This window comes from Aeromonas sp. Marseille-Q7275, assembly GCF_965119515.1.
The window spans coordinates 277,773-294,692 of sequence record NZ_CBCPLW010000003.1 but is presented as its reverse complement, the minus strand read 5'-3'; the positions used below and the strand labels follow the sequence as shown (position 1 = coordinate 294,692).

Annotated in this window: 12 protein-coding genes; 2 read left to right on the top strand and 10 right to left on the bottom strand. The window is 63.6% G+C overall.

Annotated features, from left to right (window positions below; all coding sequences use genetic code 11):
• Positions 1–86 precede the first annotated feature (86 nt).
• From ACWPWQ_RS05175 to rluD, 4 genes are all read right to left on the bottom strand, one after another.
• Positions 87–920 carry an MBL fold metallo-hydrolase gene (locus ACWPWQ_RS05175; RefSeq protein ID WP_454009168.1) on the bottom strand — a complete coding sequence of 278 codons (834 nt, stop codon included), beginning with the start codon at positions 918–920 and terminating at the stop codon, positions 87–89.
• Between the two features lie 59 nt (positions 921–979).
• On the bottom strand, positions 980–3,553 hold the full coding sequence (clpB, locus tag ACWPWQ_RS05170) for an ATP-dependent chaperone ClpB (protein WP_202047611.1): 2,574 nt from the start codon (positions 3,551–3,553) through the stop codon (positions 980–982).
• 171 nt (positions 3,554–3,724) lie between these two features.
• Positions 3,725–4,462 carry a peptidoglycan editing factor PgeF gene (gene pgeF, locus ACWPWQ_RS05165; protein WP_454009167.1) on the bottom strand — a complete coding sequence of 246 codons (738 nt, stop codon included), beginning with the start codon at positions 4,460–4,462 and terminating at the stop codon, positions 3,725–3,727.
• A gap of 109 nt (positions 4,463–4,571) precedes the next feature.
• Positions 4,572–5,552 carry a 23S rRNA pseudouridine(1911/1915/1917) synthase RluD gene (gene rluD, locus ACWPWQ_RS05160; protein ID WP_005324417.1) on the bottom strand — a complete coding sequence of 327 codons (981 nt, stop codon included), beginning with the start codon at positions 5,550–5,552 and terminating at the stop codon, positions 4,572–4,574.
• Between the two features lie 116 nt (positions 5,553–5,668).
• On the opposite strand from rluD, the gene ACWPWQ_RS05155 reads away from it, so the two are divergent.
• On the top strand, positions 5,669–6,424 hold the full coding sequence (locus ACWPWQ_RS05155; protein ID WP_162852238.1) for an outer membrane protein assembly factor BamD: 756 nt from the start codon (positions 5,669–5,671) through the stop codon (positions 6,422–6,424).
• Between the two features lie 187 nt (positions 6,425–6,611).
• On the opposite strand, the gene ACWPWQ_RS05150 is transcribed toward ACWPWQ_RS05155, so the two are convergent.
• From ACWPWQ_RS05150 to yqhD, 6 genes are all read right to left on the bottom strand, one after another.
• Positions 6,612–7,940 (bottom strand): CoA-disulfide reductase, encoded by a 1,329-nt coding sequence (locus ACWPWQ_RS05150; RefSeq protein ID WP_454009166.1) that lies wholly within the window; start codon positions 7,938–7,940, stop codon positions 6,612–6,614.
• 72 nt (positions 7,941–8,012) lie between these two features.
• Complete coding sequence (locus tag ACWPWQ_RS05145; RefSeq protein ID WP_218410315.1) at positions 8,013–9,413, bottom strand: L-cystine transporter; 1,401 nt, start codon at positions 9,411–9,413, stop codon at positions 8,013–8,015.
• A 156-nt stretch (positions 9,414–9,569) separates the two neighbouring features.
• Positions 9,570–10,862 carry an L-cysteine desulfidase family protein gene (locus ACWPWQ_RS05140; protein WP_454009165.1) on the bottom strand — a complete coding sequence of 431 codons (1,293 nt, stop codon included), beginning with the start codon at positions 10,860–10,862 and terminating at the stop codon, positions 9,570–9,572.
• 322 nt (positions 10,863–11,184) lie between these two features.
• Positions 11,185–12,669, bottom strand: a complete 1,485-nt coding sequence (gene pntB, locus ACWPWQ_RS05135; RefSeq protein ID WP_139437938.1) for a Re/Si-specific NAD(P)(+) transhydrogenase subunit beta — start codon at positions 12,667–12,669, stop codon at positions 11,185–11,187.
• An 11-nt stretch (positions 12,670–12,680) separates the two neighbouring features.
• The gene (locus ACWPWQ_RS05130) at positions 12,681–14,207 is read right to left on the bottom strand and encodes a Re/Si-specific NAD(P)(+) transhydrogenase subunit alpha (RefSeq protein ID WP_139437940.1); all 1,527 of its coding nucleotides are present in this window, start codon (positions 14,205–14,207) and stop codon (positions 12,681–12,683) included.
• Between the two features lie 506 nt (positions 14,208–14,713).
• The gene (gene yqhD / locus ACWPWQ_RS05125; protein ID WP_429161923.1) at positions 14,714–15,877 is read right to left on the bottom strand and encodes an alcohol dehydrogenase; all 1,164 of its coding nucleotides are present in this window, start codon (positions 15,875–15,877) and stop codon (positions 14,714–14,716) included.
• Positions 15,878–15,995: 118 nt separating this feature from the next.
• Here yqhD and ACWPWQ_RS05120 point away from each other — a divergent pair, with 118 nt between their 5' ends.
• The gene (locus ACWPWQ_RS05120; protein WP_202047616.1) at positions 15,996–16,919 is read left to right on the top strand and encodes an AraC family transcriptional regulator; all 924 of its coding nucleotides are present in this window, start codon (positions 15,996–15,998) and stop codon (positions 16,917–16,919) included.
• Position 16,920 lies beyond the last annotated feature (1 nt).

Sequence of the window (16,920 nt, the reverse complement as noted above, 5' to 3'; positions counted from 1 at the left end):
AGCCCGAGGGCAGGCGTGGTGCTGGCCGATGGCCTCATCGCCACCGTCGCCGCGCTGACTGGGCTCGCTTCCCCCCAGGCTCAGGCTCACTGTTTCTGGGACGGGAACACATGCTCAAAACCCGCCCCTATCTGGGTTTGCCGTGGCAGCCCCACCTTCCGCTTGCCGGTACAGTGGCAGGCAAAGAGGCTGCCGACCCCTTCCCGTTGCAGATAGGACCCCAGCGCCGCCGCCCGCCGCGGGCCGGAAAATTTCAGGTGCAGGCCGCCGATGACGGCGTGCACTCTATCGTCGGCACACACCTCCCTGGCCCGCTGCACTATGTTCTCGACCCCGGCATGGCCGCAGCCGATGAAAACGATGAGGCCCTGCTCGCTCTTGTAGACCAGCGCCGAGTCGTCGCTGATGAGATCCTTCTCCACTCGCCCGCCTCGCACCATGTAACCCAGCAAGGAGGGTCTGGCCTGATCCCGTCGCAGTATGGATCCCAGGAACACCAGCCGCTCGGACAGCCAGACCGGCTCGGCCGAACAGTGAGGGAGCAACCCTCTCGCCGCCAGTTGTTGCGGATCCAGATCGCCCGAGAGGCGGTAGAGGTTGTAGCGCCGGGGCAGCAACGGCAGGAAGTAGCCCCGCTCATTGAACACATCCGGACAGGCGATCAACGGGATGGGCTCGGGATAGACGGGCAGGGAGCCTAAGCCACCCACATGGTCGTAATGACCGTGGGACAGCACGACGTGGGTGAGGGAACCGAGATCGACCCCCATCACGGCGGCGTTATGGCGCAGCGCCCGGCCCCGACCACTGTCGAACAGCACCCTGAGGCCGTCACACTCCAGCAGCAGCGCCAACCCTCGCTCGGGCAGACAACCAGGCAGATGAACCTCATCATCCACCAAGACGGAAAACTTCAGCATCTCAATCCCCCTGAAAACAAAACGCAGGCACAAGGCCTGCGTTTTGAGTCGACAACCCATCACTGGGTCATGGTGAGCCCGTTGCTGTCGGCACCCAGCAGCAGCCGCTTGCCGGGGATGACCCGACCGCTGAGCAGGGCTTGCGCCAGCGGGTTTTCCACCTTCTGCTGAATGGCCCGCTTGAGGGGACGCGCCCCGTAGACGGGATCGAAACCGGCGTGGACCAGCTTGGTCAGCAGCTCCTCGCTCACCTCCACCTCGAAGCCCTGGGACTCCAGACGACCCATCAGGCTCTTGAGCTGGATCCGGGCGATGGACTTGATGTGATCCTCGCCGAGCGGGTGGAACACCACGGTCTCGTCGATCCGGTTGATGAACTCCGGGCGGAAGCTGCGGGTCAGCAGCTCCATCAGCAGGGACTTCATCTCCTCGTAGTCCTTCTCGGCGTAGTGCTCCTGGATGAGATCCGAGCCGAGGTTGGAGGTCATGATCACCACGGTGTTGCGGAAGTCGACGGTGCGGCCCTGACCATCGGTCAGGCGGCCATCGTCCAGCACCTGCAGCAGTATGTTGAACACGTCCGGGTGCGCCTTCTCCACCTCGTCCAGCAGGATCACCGAGTAGGGGCGACGGCGTACCGCCTCGGTGAGATAACCCCCCTCCTCGTAGCCCACGTATCCCGGAGGCGCCCCCACCAGACGGGCCACGCTGTGCTTCTCCATGAACTCGGACATGTCGATGCGCACCATGGCGTCCTGGGTATCGAACAGGAACTCCGCCAGCGCCTTGCACAGCTCGGTCTTGCCCACCCCGGTGGGCCCCAGGAACAGGAAGGAGCCGATGGGGCGGTTCGGATCGGAGAGCCCGGCCCGGGAGCGGCGGATGGCGTTGGAGACGGCGTCCACCGCCTCTTCCTGGCCGATCACCCGGCTGTGCAGCTGATCTTCCATCCGCAGCAGCTTGTCACGCTCCCCTTCCAGCATCCGCGCCACCGGAATACCGGTCCAGCGCGCCAGCACGTCTGCGATCTCCACATCGGTGACCCGGTTGCGCAGCAGGCTGGTCTCCTGCATCTCCGCCTGGGTGGCGAGATCCAGCTGTTTCTCCAGCTCGGGGATGCGACCATATTGCAGCTCGGACATGCGACCGAGATCCCCGGCCCGGCGGGCCACCTCGAGATCCTGACGGGCCTGCTCCAGCGCCGCCTTGATGTGCTGGGTACCGGCAAGGGCGGCCTTCTCGGCCTTCCACACCTCTTCCAGCTCGTTGTATTCCCGCTCCTTCTCGGTCAGCTCATGGTTGAGCAGATCGAGCCGCTTGCGGCTGGCGTCGTCGTCCTCCTTCATCAGCGCCTGCTGCTCCAGCTTGAGCTGGATGATGCGCCGCTCGAGGCGGTCCAGGGACTCCGGCTTGGAGTCGATCTGCAGCCGTATGCTGGCCGCCGCCTCGTCGATGAGGTCGATGGCCTTGTCTGGCAGCTGGCGATCCGCGATATAGCGGTGGGATAGCTGGGCCGCCGCCACAATCGCGGGGTCTGTGATCTGCACATGGTGGTGCAGCTCATAGCGCTCCTTCAGGCCACGCAGGATGGCGATGGTGTCCTCCACCGAGGGCTCCTCCACCAGCACCTTCTGGAAGCGGCGCTCCAGGGCGGCATCCTTCTCCACATACTGCCTATATTCATCGAGGGTAGTGGCACCGACGCAGTGCAGCTCGCCACGGGCCAGGGCGGGTTTGAGCATGTTGCCAGCGTCCATGGCCCCCTCGCCCTTGCCGGCGCCGACCATGGTGTGCAGCTCGTCCACGAAGAGGATGACACTGCCCTCCTCCTTGGCAAGATCGCTGAGCACGGCTTTGAGCCGCTCTTCAAACTCGCCGCGATACTTGGCACCGGCCACCAGGGCCCCCATGTCCAGCGACAGCACCCGCTTGTTCTTGAGCCCCTCAGGCACCTCGCCGTTGATGATGCGCTGGGCCAGTCCCTCGACGATGGCGGTCTTGCCGACGCCGGGGGCACCGATCAGCACGGGGTTGTTCTTGGTGCGGCGCTGCAACACCTGGATGGTGCGGCGGATCTCTTCATCCCGCCCGATGACGGGGTCGAGCTTGCCGAGTTCGGCCCGCTCGGTGAGGTCTATGGTGTACTTCTCCAGCGCCTGGCGGTTCTCCTCGGCGTTGGCATCATCCACCTTCTTGCCGCCACGCACCTTGTCGATGGCCTGCTCGAGTTTTTCCTTGGTCAGCCCCTGGGCGCGCAGCAGCTCCCCCAGGTTGCCCTTCTCGTCGAGGGCTGCCAGCACGAACAGCTCGGACGAGATGAACTGATCCTTGCGCTGCTGGGCCAGCTTGTCACAGACATTGAGCAGGCGACCGAGGCCGTTGGAAAGCTGCACGTCCCCTTCGACGCCGCTCACCTTGGGCAGGCGGTCGAGCTCCTCGCCGAGACGGGAGCGCAGGGCATTGATGTCCATCCCGGTCAGGGTCAGCAGCGGGCGGATGGAGCCGCCATCCTGATTGAGCAGGGCTGTCATCAGGTGGACGGGTTCGATGAATTGGTGGTCACGACCCAGTGCGAGAGACTGGGCATCGGAAATAGCGACTTGGAATTTGCTGGTCAGGCGATCGAGGCGCATTGCACTCCCCCTTTGAAACAGACACGCCGCTTGCGCGGCAAACAACATAACTTTCTGAGATGAAAGATGAGGCCCGTACGGGCTATTTCAAGGGGCGGGCCTGGTTATTTTTTCTGCAACGAGGGCGCTGGCAGGATCCCCGCCCTTGCAAGATGCAGGGCGGGAGATTCGTCAAGGCGTCAGCCAGACAAGAGAGGCCATGCGGCCGGTCTGGCCGTCGCGGCGATAAGAGTAGAACCGTTCAGCGTCGCTGAAGGTGCAGTATTCGCCGCCATAGACCGCATTCACACCGGCGCGGGCCAGGCGCAGCCGGGCCAGCTGGTAGATATCCGCCAGCCACTTGCCCTCATGGCTGGAAGGCACGAAGGCGGCGACCGCCTCGCCCTGCTCCGCCATAAAGGCCTCGCGCACCTCGCCCCCCACTTCAAAGGCCGCAGGGCCGATGGCCGGGCCGAGCCAGGCCAGGATCTCCCCCGGTTCGCAGCCCATGGCGGCGATGCTCGCCTCCAGCACTCCCTCTTTCAGCCCACGCCAGCCGGCATGAGCGGCAGCCACCACAGTGCCGGCCCGATCGCAGAACAGCACCGGCAGGCAGTCGGCCGTCATCACTATGCAGGCCTGCCCGGCCTCGTGGGTGCAGGCCGCGTCGGCATCCGGCGCCTTTTCATAGTCGCTGCCGACCCTATGGACTGCGATGCCGTGCACCTGGTTGAGCCAGTTGAGGGGCCCGGGGATCTGCGCCGCCTGCTGCAGGCGGGCACGGTTCGCCTCGACCCGTGCCGGCTCGTCCCCCACATGGGCACCCAGGTTGAGACCGGCAAAGACCCCTTCGCTCAGGCCACCATCCCGGGTGGTCGACAGGGCCCTGACATTGCCAGGAGCGGGCCAGTCGGGTTCAATCCAGTTCATCTGTGACTCCTTCCATTCACGGATATAGAAACGGGGCTCCTGAAAGGGAACCCCGTTTGTCATCTCTTCGGGCCGGACGGCGGCAGAAACCGACGCAGGCCCTATCGCATCAGCTCCAGACTAAATCGTCCGGATTGGCGAGCGTATCGGCACGCAGCACTTCCATCAGATCCAGCATGTCTTGCGGCGTGGCAGAGTGCCACTCCATGACTTCGCCGGTGATGGGGTGAGCCAGCTTCAGCATGGTGGCATGCAGCGCCTGGCGGTTGAAGTTGCGCAGGGCCAGGGTCAGCTCAGGGGTCGCATTGCGCAGCAGGCGCAGACGGCCACCGTAAGCGGGATCCCCCACCAGCGGATGCTTGATGTGCGCCATGTGGACACGTATCTGGTGGGTACGACCTGTTTCCAGACGCAGACGCAGACGGGTGTGGCCACGGAACTTCTCGTGCACCCGGTAGTGGGTCACGGAAGGACGGCCATTGGGCACCACGGCCATGTGGGTACGCTGGGTCGGGTGACGACCGATGGGGGCATCCACAGTGCCGCCTGCGGTCATGTGACCTATGGCGACGGCCTCGTATTCACGGGTGATCTGACGCGCCTGCAGCGCCTCCACCAGATGGGTCTGGGCCGGGATCGTCTTGGCAACCACCATCAGGCCAGTGGTGTCTTTATCCAGACGGTGCACTATGCCGGCACGGGGTACCTCGGCGATGCCGGGGTAGCGGTGCAGCAGGGCGTTCAGTATGGTGCCGTCCGGCGTGCCGGCGCCCGGGTGGACCACCAGACCGGCCGGCTTGTCGATCACCAGAATGTGTTCATCTTCATAGACGATGTTGAGGTCGATGTTCTGGGCATCCCAGCGGGTGTCATCTTCCAACTCGACATCTACATGTACCTGCTGCCCGGCCACCACTTTCTCGCGCGGGGTATTCGCAACCTGACCGTCCAGGGTCACTCTGTCCTGTAAAATCCACTCCTTGATGCGGGTTCTGGAGTAGTCTGGAAACAATTCGGCCAGGGCCTGGTCGAGTCGCTGCCCGAATTGGTGATCCTGAAATTCGCCTGTCAGTTCAATATGCTGGCTCATGTATGGTCTCTTGAGCGGGGGTATCAATTCGAAATAATCCGGGTATTCTAGCTTTTCTTTTAGCCAAGCATAACGGATACTTTGCCAATTTCGTGGAAATGGACCGGATGTTGTTGATGGGAAAGAAGTCTCGCCTGCTGATGTCGCTCGCCTTGGTCGCTACGCTGATCACTGGCTGTTCCAGCACCAAACCCAAGGTTCCCGACGAACCGCCGGAAGTTCTGTACCAGAAAGCCCGTCTCAAACTGGACACAGGCAACTACCTGAATGCCATCGAATTGCTGGAAGCGCTGGACTCTCGTTATCCGTTCGGCGCCTACTCCAACCAGGTGCAGCTCGATCTCATCTACGCCTACTACAAGCAGGATGATACCGCCCAGGCGATCGCCAATATCGACCGCTTCATCCGCCTCAATCCGGCGCACAAGAACATCGATTACGTGTTCTACATGCGCGGTCTGACCAATATGGCGGCGGATTACAACTTCTTCCAGGACTTCCTGGGTATCGATCGGGACGACAAGGACCCCTCCTACGCCCGTCAGGCCTTCCAGGACTTCAAGACCCTGTTGCAGAACTACCCGAACAGCCAGTATGCGGCCGATGCCCGTGCCCGCATGGTCGGTCTGAAGACCCGCCTCGCCCGCTACGATCTGGGGGTGGCCGAGTATTACGTGAAGCGTGATGCCCTGATCGCCGCCGCCAACCGCGCCAAGCTGGTGGTCGAGACCTATCCCGACACCGTGGAGACAGAGAAGGCACTGGAGATCATGGTCAACGCCTACGATACCCTGAAGATGCCGACCCTGGCCCGCCACGCCCGCGAAGTGCTGGCCAAGAACTACCCGGACAATCGCCTCGGCCGCGGCTGAGCATGACGGATACAAAAAACCGATGCCTTGGCATCGGTTTTTTTATGGCTGCAATCTGCCCGCAGAGTGCGCCTCCCATGACGGCGCCCTGCATGCGCCGTCATCTTCATTCAGCTACTTGGCCACGTTGAGTGCATCCCAAGCATGGAAAAAGAGCGCATAGGCAAGCGCCGCCATGACTGCCCAGCTACTTGGCCACGTTGCCCGCTACGTTAAGCACGTCCCAGGTGCGGGAGAAGGGCGGCGCGTAGGCAAAGTCCAGCATGCCGAGCTGATCCGTGGTCACCCCCATGGTGATGGCCACCGCCAGGGCGTCGATGCGGTGTACCGCCCCCTTGCGCCCCAGGATCTGGCCCCCCAGCAGCCGCTTGCTGCCCGCCTCATAGACCAGCTTGACGTGGATGTCGGACTGGCCCGGGCAGTAGTTGGTGTGGCACTTGTCCTTGATCACCACGGTGCTGTAGTCGATGCCCAATTGTTGGGCCTCTTTCTCAGAAAGCCCGGTCCGACCCGCCTCCAGTCCCAGCACCTTGAGCGCCGCCGAGCCGAGCGTGCCCGGGAATTCCTGTTCGGCCCCCGCCAGGTTCTCCCCCACCATGCGCCCCAGCTTGTTGGCTATGGTGGCGAGCGGCACATAGACCTGCTGCTGCTTGACGCTGTGCCAGACGCTGGCGCAATCCCCCGCCGACCAGACATTGGCCAGCGAGCTGCGCCCCTGACGGTCGACCTTGATGGCGCCGTTGCCGAGCCGCGCTATGCCGCTGTCGGCCAGGAACTCGGTGTTGGGCCTGACCCCGGTGCAGACCACGACGATATCGGCCTCGTACTCACCCTGGTCGGTGCGCACGCCGCTGACCCGGCCCTCCCCCAGCAAGGCCTGGACGCGCTCGCCGAGATGCAGGGAGACGCCCTGCTCCCGCAGTTCGGTCTCGATGTGTTGGGTGATCTCGCCATCGAACGCCTCGGGGATGACCCGCTCGGCCAGCTCGATGAGACGCACCTCCTTGCCCTGATGGACCAGGGCCTCGACCACCTCCAGCCCGATAAAGCCGGAGCCGATCACCACCGCCTTCTTGCTGCGCGGATCCTGCACCGCAGTCTTGAGCGCCAACCCATCGCTCATCCGGCGCAGGCCGAACACCCCTTGCTGCTGCAGGCCGGGGATGGGGGGCATCTGTTCGCGGGCACCGGTGGCGATCATCAGCCGATCGTAGCGATCGCTGAAGCTGTCGCCCTTGTGCTCGACGACCAGGGTCTGGGCAGTCGCATCGAGGCTCAGCACCCTGTGGCCAATCTTCACCTCGATCCCCTTGGCGGCGAACTGCTCCGGGGTGAACTCGGCCATGTAGCCCGGCTCCTGGAAATCGTCCCCCACGAAGTAGGGCAGACCGCAGGCCCCGAAGGAGATCACCTCGGAGGCTTCATACACCACAATCTCGGCGTCCCTGGCCAGACGGCGCGCCTTGGCCGCCGCACTCATGCCGGCGGCTTCGCCACCGATGATCACAATACGCATAGCTTGACTCCAGTCACGACAGGGGAGGCCTCGCCTCCCCTTTTCATAAACAAATCAGAAGATAAGATCCGGTCAGACCGCGGACTCTTCCCCGTCCAGGCTTACCTCGGCATCGCCGTTGAAGACGGCCATGTCGGTCTGCCCCATCAACCGGCTGGTGAGGGTGCCGGCGGTGATGGATCCTGAGACGTTGAGGGCGGTGCGGCCCATGTCGATGAGGGGCTCGATGGAGATGAGCAGCCCCGCCAGGGCCACCGGGAAGTCCAGGGCGGAGAGCACGATCAGCGCCGCGAAGGTGGCGCCGCCCCCCACACCGGCCACCCCGAAGGAGCTGACGGTGATGATGGCGATGAGCGTCATGATGAAGCCGGGATCCAGGGGATTGACCCCCACGGTCGGGGCTATCATCACCGCCAGCATGGCCGGGTAGATGCCGGCACAGCCGTTCTGGCCTATGGTGGCACCGAAGGAGGCGGCGAAGTTGGCGATGCCCGCCGGGATGCCGAGGGCCCGGGTCTGGGTCTGCACGTTCATGGGGATGGAGCCCGCACTGGTGCGCGAGGTGAAGGCAAAGGCCAGCACCGGCATGATCTTCTTCAGGAAGCGCAGCGGGTTGATGCCCACCAGGCTCACCAGCAGCAGGTGCACCAGGAACATGATGGCGATGGCACCGTAAGAGGCCAGCACGAAGTTCAGCAGGTTGATGATGTCCGCGTAGTTGGAGCCGGACACTACCTTGGCCATCAGCGCCAGCACGCCATAGGGAGTGAGGCGCAACACCAGGGTCACCATCCGCATGACGATGGCGTGGGCGACCCCCATGAAGCGCTCGAAGCTGGCGAAGATCTCGGGCTGCTTGCGGGCGATGCCGGTGGCGGAGAGGCCGATGAAGATGGAGAAGATCACCACGGCTATGGTGGAGGTCTTGCGTGAACCCGTCATGTCGAGGAAGGGGTTGGCCGGAATGAACTCCAGCACCATCTTGGCGAGGGACATGCTCTCGACGCTGCCGAGGCTGGTCTGCAGGGCAGCGCCACGGGCGGTCTCGGCGGCGCCGGCGGTGAGCCCCTCGGCACTCAGGCCGAACAGGTTGGACATCAGTATCCCGGCCCCGGCGGCGATCATGGTGGTGAAGATCAGCACCCCTATGGTCAGGGCACTGATCTTGCCGAGGGCGCTGCCGCCGGAGAGCTTGAGGATGGCGCCTATGATGGAGACCATGATGAGCGGGATGATGATCATCTGCAGCAGCTTCACATAGCCGCTGCCGACCAGATCCAGGTAGTCGCCGGTCTGGACCAGCACCTCGGAGCCGACACCGTACAACAGTTGCAAGGCCCAGCCGAACAGGACCCCGAGCCCCAGCCCCGAGAAGACGCGGCGGGTGAAGCTGACGTGGGTCTGCTGCAAGCGGTAGAGAAACAGCAGTAACATGACCAGGATGGCCAGATTACCGATAACGCTAAGAGTCATGATATTCCCCAAAAATAAACGGGCGAGGCCCGAGATGGATGGACGGGCGCACCCTGCACCTCGCCCCGAAACTGGCCGCATCGTGGCGGCACGCCCCCCGTTCGGGGTGACGTCAATATCTGCAAAAACCGGGGGCGGCCAGTGCCGCCCCCCTCATCAGCCAGCCTTGCCCTGCTGCTTGGCCCGCATGATGTTGATGATCTCTATGTCGGTGTCCAGCATCCCCTGTTTCGAGAGGCGGCCCAGGTTCGCTATGGTCTGGTCCACGTCGTCGGAGACTATGCCCTCGCTCTGGGGCACGTGCAGGTTATTGATGGCCATCAGCGACGACTTGACCGCCGCCGAGGTGGAGGTCGACACCTTCATGGAGCAGGCGCTGCCGGCACCGTCGCAGATGATGCCGGAGACGTCGCCAATCATGTTGTTGATGCAGTGGCTGATCTGCTCGAACTGGCCACCCAGCAGCCAGGTGATGGCGGCACCCGAGCCCATGGCGGCGGTGCTGGCGGCGCACAGGGCCGACAGCTTGTTCTGGTAGGCCTTGATGTAGATGGCCACCAGGTGGCTCATCACCAGTGCCCGGGCCAGCTGTTCGTCATCGGCCTTGAGGAAGCGGGCGGCGGCCACCACCGGCATGGTGGCGGCTATGCCCTGGTTGCCCGAGCCCGAGTTGGACATGGCGGGCAACATGGCGCCGTCCATGCGCGCATCGGAGGCGGCGGAGGACAACCGCATGGCCAGCGTCATCAGATCGTCCGAGAGCAGCTTGCGCTCCACCTGCTCGGTGAGGATCTTGCCGATGCGCAGGCCATAGCCCTGCAGGCCTTCATCTGCCAGCGCCTGGTTCATGGTGGCGGCCTCGCGGATGAAGTCGATCTCGCCCAGCGGCGCCTGCAATGCAAATTCCACTATCTCCCGCAGCGTCATGGCGGGCTTGTCGGATTTCGCGGGCTGGATCTGCACCCCGGGGGCACTGTCCTGCTCCATCAGCACCTCGCCATCCTTCTCCAGCAGCACTATGCGGGTGTGATCCGTGCAGATCACCACCCGGGCGCTGTGGCCGTCGGCCTCGGCCAGCACCTCGGCGTAGAGCACGTCAGGCACGTCCTTCACGTCCACCTTGATGATGGGCAGCAGCGCCTTGGCGGCGTCCACCTGGGCCGGGGTGAGGGTCTTGAGCACCTCCAGACCCGCATCCGGGTTGCCCCCGGTGATGCCGACGGCGGCGGCGACCGGCAGGCCTATCATGCCGGTGCCGGGGACCCCGACCCCCATGCCGTTCTTGAACAGGTTGCCGCTGACCCAGACGCTGATACGGGTCGGATCCTGCCCCAGCAGCTTGCGGCAGTTGGCGGCGGCCAGCGCCACCGACATGGGCTCGGTGCAGCCCAGGGCCGGCACCACTTCACGCTTGAGCAGAGTAATAAAGTCGGTCCATTGTGCTTTCATCTGTGGTTTCTCTGGTTCACTGTGCCGCAGGCATCGTATGAGGGTATGGGTGCTATCTGGAGGGCCGCCCGCCGGGCCACCCCGTCCATGTCACTTTATTTGATTCTAGTGGCACGAGCCTCAAATAAAATTGAGCCCCCTCGCCTTTTGCCGCCATTATGCCTTCCAGTGAGGGCAACGTCACCGGATTGCTGCCCTGCCGCCGGCAACGGATCCCACCTCCCGGCCAAGGCCCTTTGCCATCAATGTCTTGCCCGCCCCCGTGAAAAGCGGGCAATAAAAAAGGAGGCCGAAGCCTCCTCTTGTCTCATCCCATCGACGCTTAGAGCGCCTTCAGGATGGCCTCGACGCTGGCCTTGGCATCGCCAAACAGCATCTGGGTGTTCTCCTTGAAGAACAGCGGGTTCTGCACACCGGCGTAGCCAGTGTTCATGGAGCGCTTGAAGCCGATGACGTTCTGCGCCTTCCACACTTCCAGCACCGGCATGCCGGCGATGGGGCTGCCCGGATCTTCCATGGCGGCCGGGTTGACGGTGTCGTTCGCACCTATCACCAGCACCACGTCGGTATCGCTGAAGTCCTCGTTGATCTCGTCCATTTCCAGAACTATGTCGTAGGGGACCTTGGCTTCCGCCAGCAGCACGTTCATGTGACCAGGCAGACGACCGGCAACCGGGTGGATACCGAAGCGCACCTTGACGCCGCGCTCGCGCAGCTTGTGGGTGATCTCGGCAACCGGGTACTGGGCCTGCGCCACCGCCATGCCGTAGCCCGGGGTGATGATGACGGAGCTGGCGTTCTTCAGCATGTCGGCCACGTCTTCGGCGTTGGTCTCGCGGTATTCGCCCATCTCCTGATCGGCCGTGGAGGCCACACCGTCGGAGCCGAAGCCACCGGCGATGACGGAGATGAAGGAGCGGTTCATCGCCTTGCACATGATGTAAGAGAGGATGGCACCGGAGGAACCCACCAGGGCACCCACCACGATCAGCAGGTCGTTGGAGAGCATGAAGCCCGCCGCCGCCGCCGCCCAACCGGAGTAGGAGTTCAGCATGGAGACCACTACCGGCATGTCGGCACCGCCGATGGAGGCCACCAGATGCCAGCCGAAGGCGAAGGCGATCAGGGTCATCAGCAGCAGGGCGAAGGTGGAGCCACCGGCGTTGACGAAGTGGATCATCAGCGCGATGGAGACCACCACGGCCAGCAGGTTCAGCTTGTGGCGGTGCGGCAGCATCAGCGGCTTGGAAGAGATCAGGCCACGCAGCTTGCCGAATGCCACCACGGAACCGGTGAAGGTCACGGCACCGATGAAGACGCCGAGGAACACTTCCACCAGGTGGATGTTCAGCATGGCGCCGGAGAGGTGCTCGACCTGGGCGACGCTGGCCGCCTGCTCGAACGCCGCCCGGGCCGCAGCCAGGGTCGCATCCAGGTTGGAGCCGACGGAGACGACCACTTCAGCGGGCGCAGAGGGGTGCAAGTCGATGAAGCTGTTGAAGCCCACCAGCACCGCCGCCATGCCCACGAAGCTGTGCAGCACGGCCACCAGCTCGGGCATCTCGGTCATCTCGACCTTGAGCGCCAGACGCACGCCGATGGCGCCGCCGATGACCATGGCCAGGATGATCCAGTGCACGCCACTGGTTTCCGGGTTGAAGACGGTGGCGAGCAGGGCGATGGCCATCCCCGCGATACCGAACAGGTTGCCATGCTTGGCCGTTTCTTGCTTCGACAGTCCCGCGAGACTGAGGATGAAGAGCACGGCGGCAACGATATAGGATGCTGTTACCAGTCCTTGAGACACGTTAAACCCCCTTAATCCTTACGGAACATCTTCAGCATGCGCTGAGTGACGGTGAAGCCACCGAAGATGTTGATACTGGCAATCAGCACGGCGATAAAGGCCAATACGGTGACCAGGGTCGACCCTTGCCCAATCTGCAGCAGGGCACCGACCACGATAATGCCGGAGATGGCATTGGTGACCGACATCAGCGGCGTGTGCAGGGCGTGAGAGACGTTCCACACCACGTAGTAACCGACCACGCAGGCCAGGATGAAGACGGTGAAGTGGGAGAGGAAGGCGGCAGGTGCCACCGCAGCGACCCAACCGAAGGCGGCGATGCCGAGGGCACCGAACACGAACTTCTTGTTGGAGGGCTTGGCCTCTTCTTTCTTGGCTGCCGGTTTGGCGGCGGCCGGCTTCTGCGGTGCGGCGGAGACGGAGATGGCGGGGGGCGGGAAGGTCACTTCACCGGCCTGGATCACCGTCATGTTGCGCTGGACCACGTCTTCGAAGTCGATGGCGACCTTGCCGTCCTTCTCCTTGCACATCAGCTTCATCAGGTTCACCAGGTTGGTGCCGTAGAGCTGGGAGGATTGGGCGGGCAGACGACCCGGCAGATCGGTGTAACCGATCACCTTGACGCCGTTGTCGGTGACATGCAGTTCACCCGGTACCGTGTATTCGCAGTTGCCGCCGGCCTGAGCCGCCATGTCCACGATGACGGAGCCCGGCTTCATGCTGTCCACCATCTCCTTGGTGATCAGCTTGGGTGCCGGCTTGCCCGGGATCAGGGCGGTGGTGATGATGATGTCCACTTCCTTGGCCTGCTGGGCGAACAGCTCCATCTCGGCCTTGATGAACTCTTCACTCATCACCTTGGCATAACCGTCGCTGGAGGCGCCATCTTCGCCGCCGAAGTCCAGCTTGAGGAATTGCCCACCCATGGACTCGATCTGCTCGGCCACTTCCAGGCGGGTGTCGAAGGCACGCACGATGGCGCCGAGGGAACCGGCGGTCCCGATGGCAGCCAGACCGGCCACACCGGCACCGATCACCAGTACCTTGGCGGGTGGAACCTTGCCGGCGGCGGTGATCTGACCGGTGAAGAAGCGACCGAACTGGTGGGCGGCTTCGACCACGGCGCGATAGCCACCTATGTTGGCCATGGAGGAGAGGGCATCGAGGGACTGGGCACGGGAGATCCGCGGCACCATGTCCATCGCCATCACATTGATGTTGCGCTCGGACAGCTTCTTGACCAGCTCGGGGTTCTGGGCAGGCCAGATGAAGCTCACCAGGGTGGCACCATCCTTAATTTGTGCGATCTCGGCATCGGTCGGCGCGTTGACCTTGAAGACAAGGTCGGCTTGCCAGACGCTCGGCACCACGCTGGCACCGGCAGCCTCGAAGGCGGCATCATCGAAGCTGGCCAGCTGGCCGGCACCGGCCTCGATGGCGACCTCGAAGCCGAGCTTTTTCAGCTGCTCGACGGTGGCCGGGGTCGCTGCGACCCGGGTCTCACCGGCGAGACTCTCTCTCGGTATTCCAATCTGCATGACTATTCCCTGATGGTTAATAAACAATCATTGCCCAGTCTCTCATGTCTGAGGGGACAAGGCATGATCAAAGTGCAGGTCACGGGCCCTTTGTTATGAAAATCAGCAGGCTTTACCTCAACCTCCTGTCATGGTCAGGCCCCCGCTTTTCAGGCGCGAAGGTGATTAGTATCAAATTTTGGAGTTTTATTACAACCACGACCCCGGGCGAGCGGGTACAGAATTCAGCCCATCCCGGCTCATGATTAAAAAAAACAAACCAAATTAGTGGCTTATACCAGCAAAATGCGCTGAAAAAAGTGATCCAACCAGTCAAAAAAAATGTTTTGCCGAGCCTCTACCTTAGCGTTTTTTGTTCTTATGAAATCTGCCATTGGATCATCAGATGAGATGAAAGGGGAAAAAGTAACCGTTTTGTAACGACTCGGGGGCCGCGCCGCCGCCACAAGGCGGGAGCGGGCCCCCTGATTCAACCCCGGACAAGGCCGGAACTGGTCTCTCGCCTCTTACCAGGCGGCTTCATAAATATGCCGGCTCTGCACCAGGTCGATGTCGCCGTGCTCCCCGAGCGCCGTCATGCCGTGCTCTTCGAGCTTGGCCAGCAGGGTGTCGATATTGGCGTCGGCCAGGCCGTAGTCCCGCAGCCGGGTCTTGACCCCCATCCGCTCGAAGAAGTCGCGGGTGGCTTTGATCGCGCCGTCGATGCGCTCGGCCTCGCTGCCGCTGCGCAGATCCCAGACCCGCTCGGCGTATTGCAGCAGCTTGGCGCGCTTCTGCTCACGCTTGGCCTGCAGCAGGGCGGGCAGCACCACCGCCAGGGTCTGGGCGTGGTCCAGGCCGTGCAGGGCGGTCAGCTCGTGACCCAGCATGTGGGTGGCCCAGTCCTGGGGCACGCCGGCGCCGATCAGGCCGTTGAGCGCCAGGGTGGCACTCCACATGATGTTGGCGCGCACGTCGTAATTTTCCGGCTCAACCAGCGCCTTGGGGCCCTCCTCGATCAGGGTCAGCAGCAGCCCTTCGGCGAAGCGATCCTGCACCTTGGCGTCCACCGGGTAGGTGAGGTACTGCTCCAGGGTGTGGATGAAGGCATCCACCACGCCATTGGCGACCTGACGGGCCGGCAGGGTGTAGGTGAGCACGGGATCCAGCACGGCGAAGCGCGGCATCACGAAGGGGGAGAAGAAGTGCTGCTTGTCCCCTGTGCTCCTGCGGGTGATGACGGCCCCCATGTTCATCTCGGAGCCGGTGGCCGGCAGGGTCAGCACGGCGCCGAGGGGAATGGCGGAAGCCACCTCACCGCCCACGGTCTCGAGGATGTGCCAGGGCTCCCTGGCCAGATCGTAGTGGGCGGCAGCGGCGATGAACTTGGTGCCGTCCAGCACGGAGCCGCCGCCGACGGCGAGCAGGAAGTCGATCTGCTCGGCGCGAGCCAGTTCGACGGCGCCCATCAGGGTCTCGTACGCCGGGTTGGGCTCTATGCCGCCGAACTCGAACAGGGTCAGGCCCGCCAGCTCGCTGCGGATCTGTGCCAGCAGGCCGCTGCGCACCACGCTGCCGCCACCGTAGGTGATGAGGACGCGAGCGTCGGCCGGGATCTGGCCGCGCAGCTGGGCTACCTGGCCCTTGCCGAACAGCACCTTGGTGGGGGTGTGCAGGATGAAGTTGTTCATGGGATCTCCTGGGGTGATCGTAGTCGGTAAGGTATGGGTTGCATTTTTCTCTTATAACCACCTACCATCAAGGGAGCTTTCTGCCGATTTCTTGCCTATTTCTACTGAGCCTGGATAAATGAGTACAAATCAGCCCGTCGCGGCAACCCACCAGTCCGCCCTCGCCAGCCGCCTCGCCGCCCTGGCGCCGCACCCGGGGATCACCGCCGCCCCCGTGCCCGGCGTGCACCTCATCTACACCACCGAGCACCACGACCGCATCCCTGTGCTCTACCGGCCCCGCATGATCATCATCCTGCAGGGGCACAAGGTGGGCTATCTCTCGGACTTCACCTTCCGCTACGACCCCGAGCACTACCTGATGATGACACTGCCGCTGCCCTGCGAGTGCGAGTGCTTCGCCTCCCCCGAAGCCCCCCTGGTGGGGCTCTCGGTGGAGATCGACGTGGCGGCGCTGCAGGCCCTGCTGCTGGAGATGGGGGATGCCGCCCCCGCCCCGGCGGAGCCGGGTCGCGGCGTGGTCTCGGTGCCCCTCTCCGAGACCATGCTCTGCGCGGTGGAGCGCCTCATCGACGTGATGGACAAGCCGCTGCACGCCCGGGTGCTGGGGCCCCAGATAGTGCGCGAGATCCTGTTCCACGCCCTGCACGAGGGGGGAGCCCCTGCCCTGCTGGCCATGGCCAGCCGTCACAGCCAGGTGAGCCAGATCGCCCGAGTGCTGCGTATCATGGAGCAGCGCTTTACCGAGAACCTGACGGTGGAGGAGCTGGCCCGGGAGGCGAACATGAGCGTCTCGGCCTTCCACCACCACTTCAAGGCGGCCACCGCCACCTCGCCCCTGCAGTACATCAAGACCCTGCGCCTGCACCGGGCGCGGCTGATGATGCTGCACGACGGCCTCAAGGCCGGGGTGGCGGCGGACAGGGTAGGCTACGAGAGCGGCTCCCAGTTCAGCCGCGAATACAAACGCTTCTTCGGCAACACCCCGAGCGAACACGCGGCACGCTTCCGCTCGGGACAACTGCGTATCGTGGAGGGATGAC

Coding starts and splice junctions, on each gene's coding strand:
- ACWPWQ_RS05175 (WP_454009168.1), bottom strand. CDS start 920: ATGCTGAAGTTTTCCGTCTTGGTGGATGATGAGGTTCATCTGCCTGGT.
- clpB (WP_202047611.1), bottom strand. CDS start 3,553: ATGCGCCTCGATCGCCTGACCAGCAAATTCCAAGTCGCTATTTCCGAT.
- pgeF (WP_454009167.1), bottom strand. CDS start 4,462: ATGAACTGGATTGAACCCGACTGGCCCGCTCCTGGCAATGTCAGGGCC.
- rluD (WP_005324417.1), bottom strand. CDS start 5,552: ATGAGCCAGCATATTGAACTGACAGGCGAATTTCAGGATCACCAATTC.
- ACWPWQ_RS05155 (WP_162852238.1), top strand. CDS start 5,669: ATGGGAAAGAAGTCTCGCCTGCTGATGTCGCTCGCCTTGGTCGCTACG.
- ACWPWQ_RS05150 (WP_454009166.1), bottom strand. CDS start 7,940: ATGCGTATTGTGATCATCGGTGGCGAAGCCGCCGGCATGAGTGCGGCG.
- ACWPWQ_RS05145 (WP_218410315.1), bottom strand. CDS start 9,413: ATGACTCTTAGCGTTATCGGTAATCTGGCCATCCTGGTCATGTTACTG.
- ACWPWQ_RS05140 (WP_454009165.1), bottom strand. CDS start 10,862: ATGAAAGCACAATGGACCGACTTTATTACTCTGCTCAAGCGTGAAGTG.
- ACWPWQ_RS05130 (WP_139437940.1), bottom strand. CDS start 14,207: ATGCAGATTGGAATACCGAGAGAGAGTCTCGCCGGTGAGACCCGGGTC.
- yqhD (WP_429161923.1), bottom strand. CDS start 15,877: ATGAACAACTTCATCCTGCACACCCCCACCAAGGTGCTGTTCGGCAAG.
- ACWPWQ_RS05120 (WP_202047616.1), top strand. CDS start 15,996: ATGAGTACAAATCAGCCCGTCGCGGCAACCCACCAGTCCGCCCTCGCC.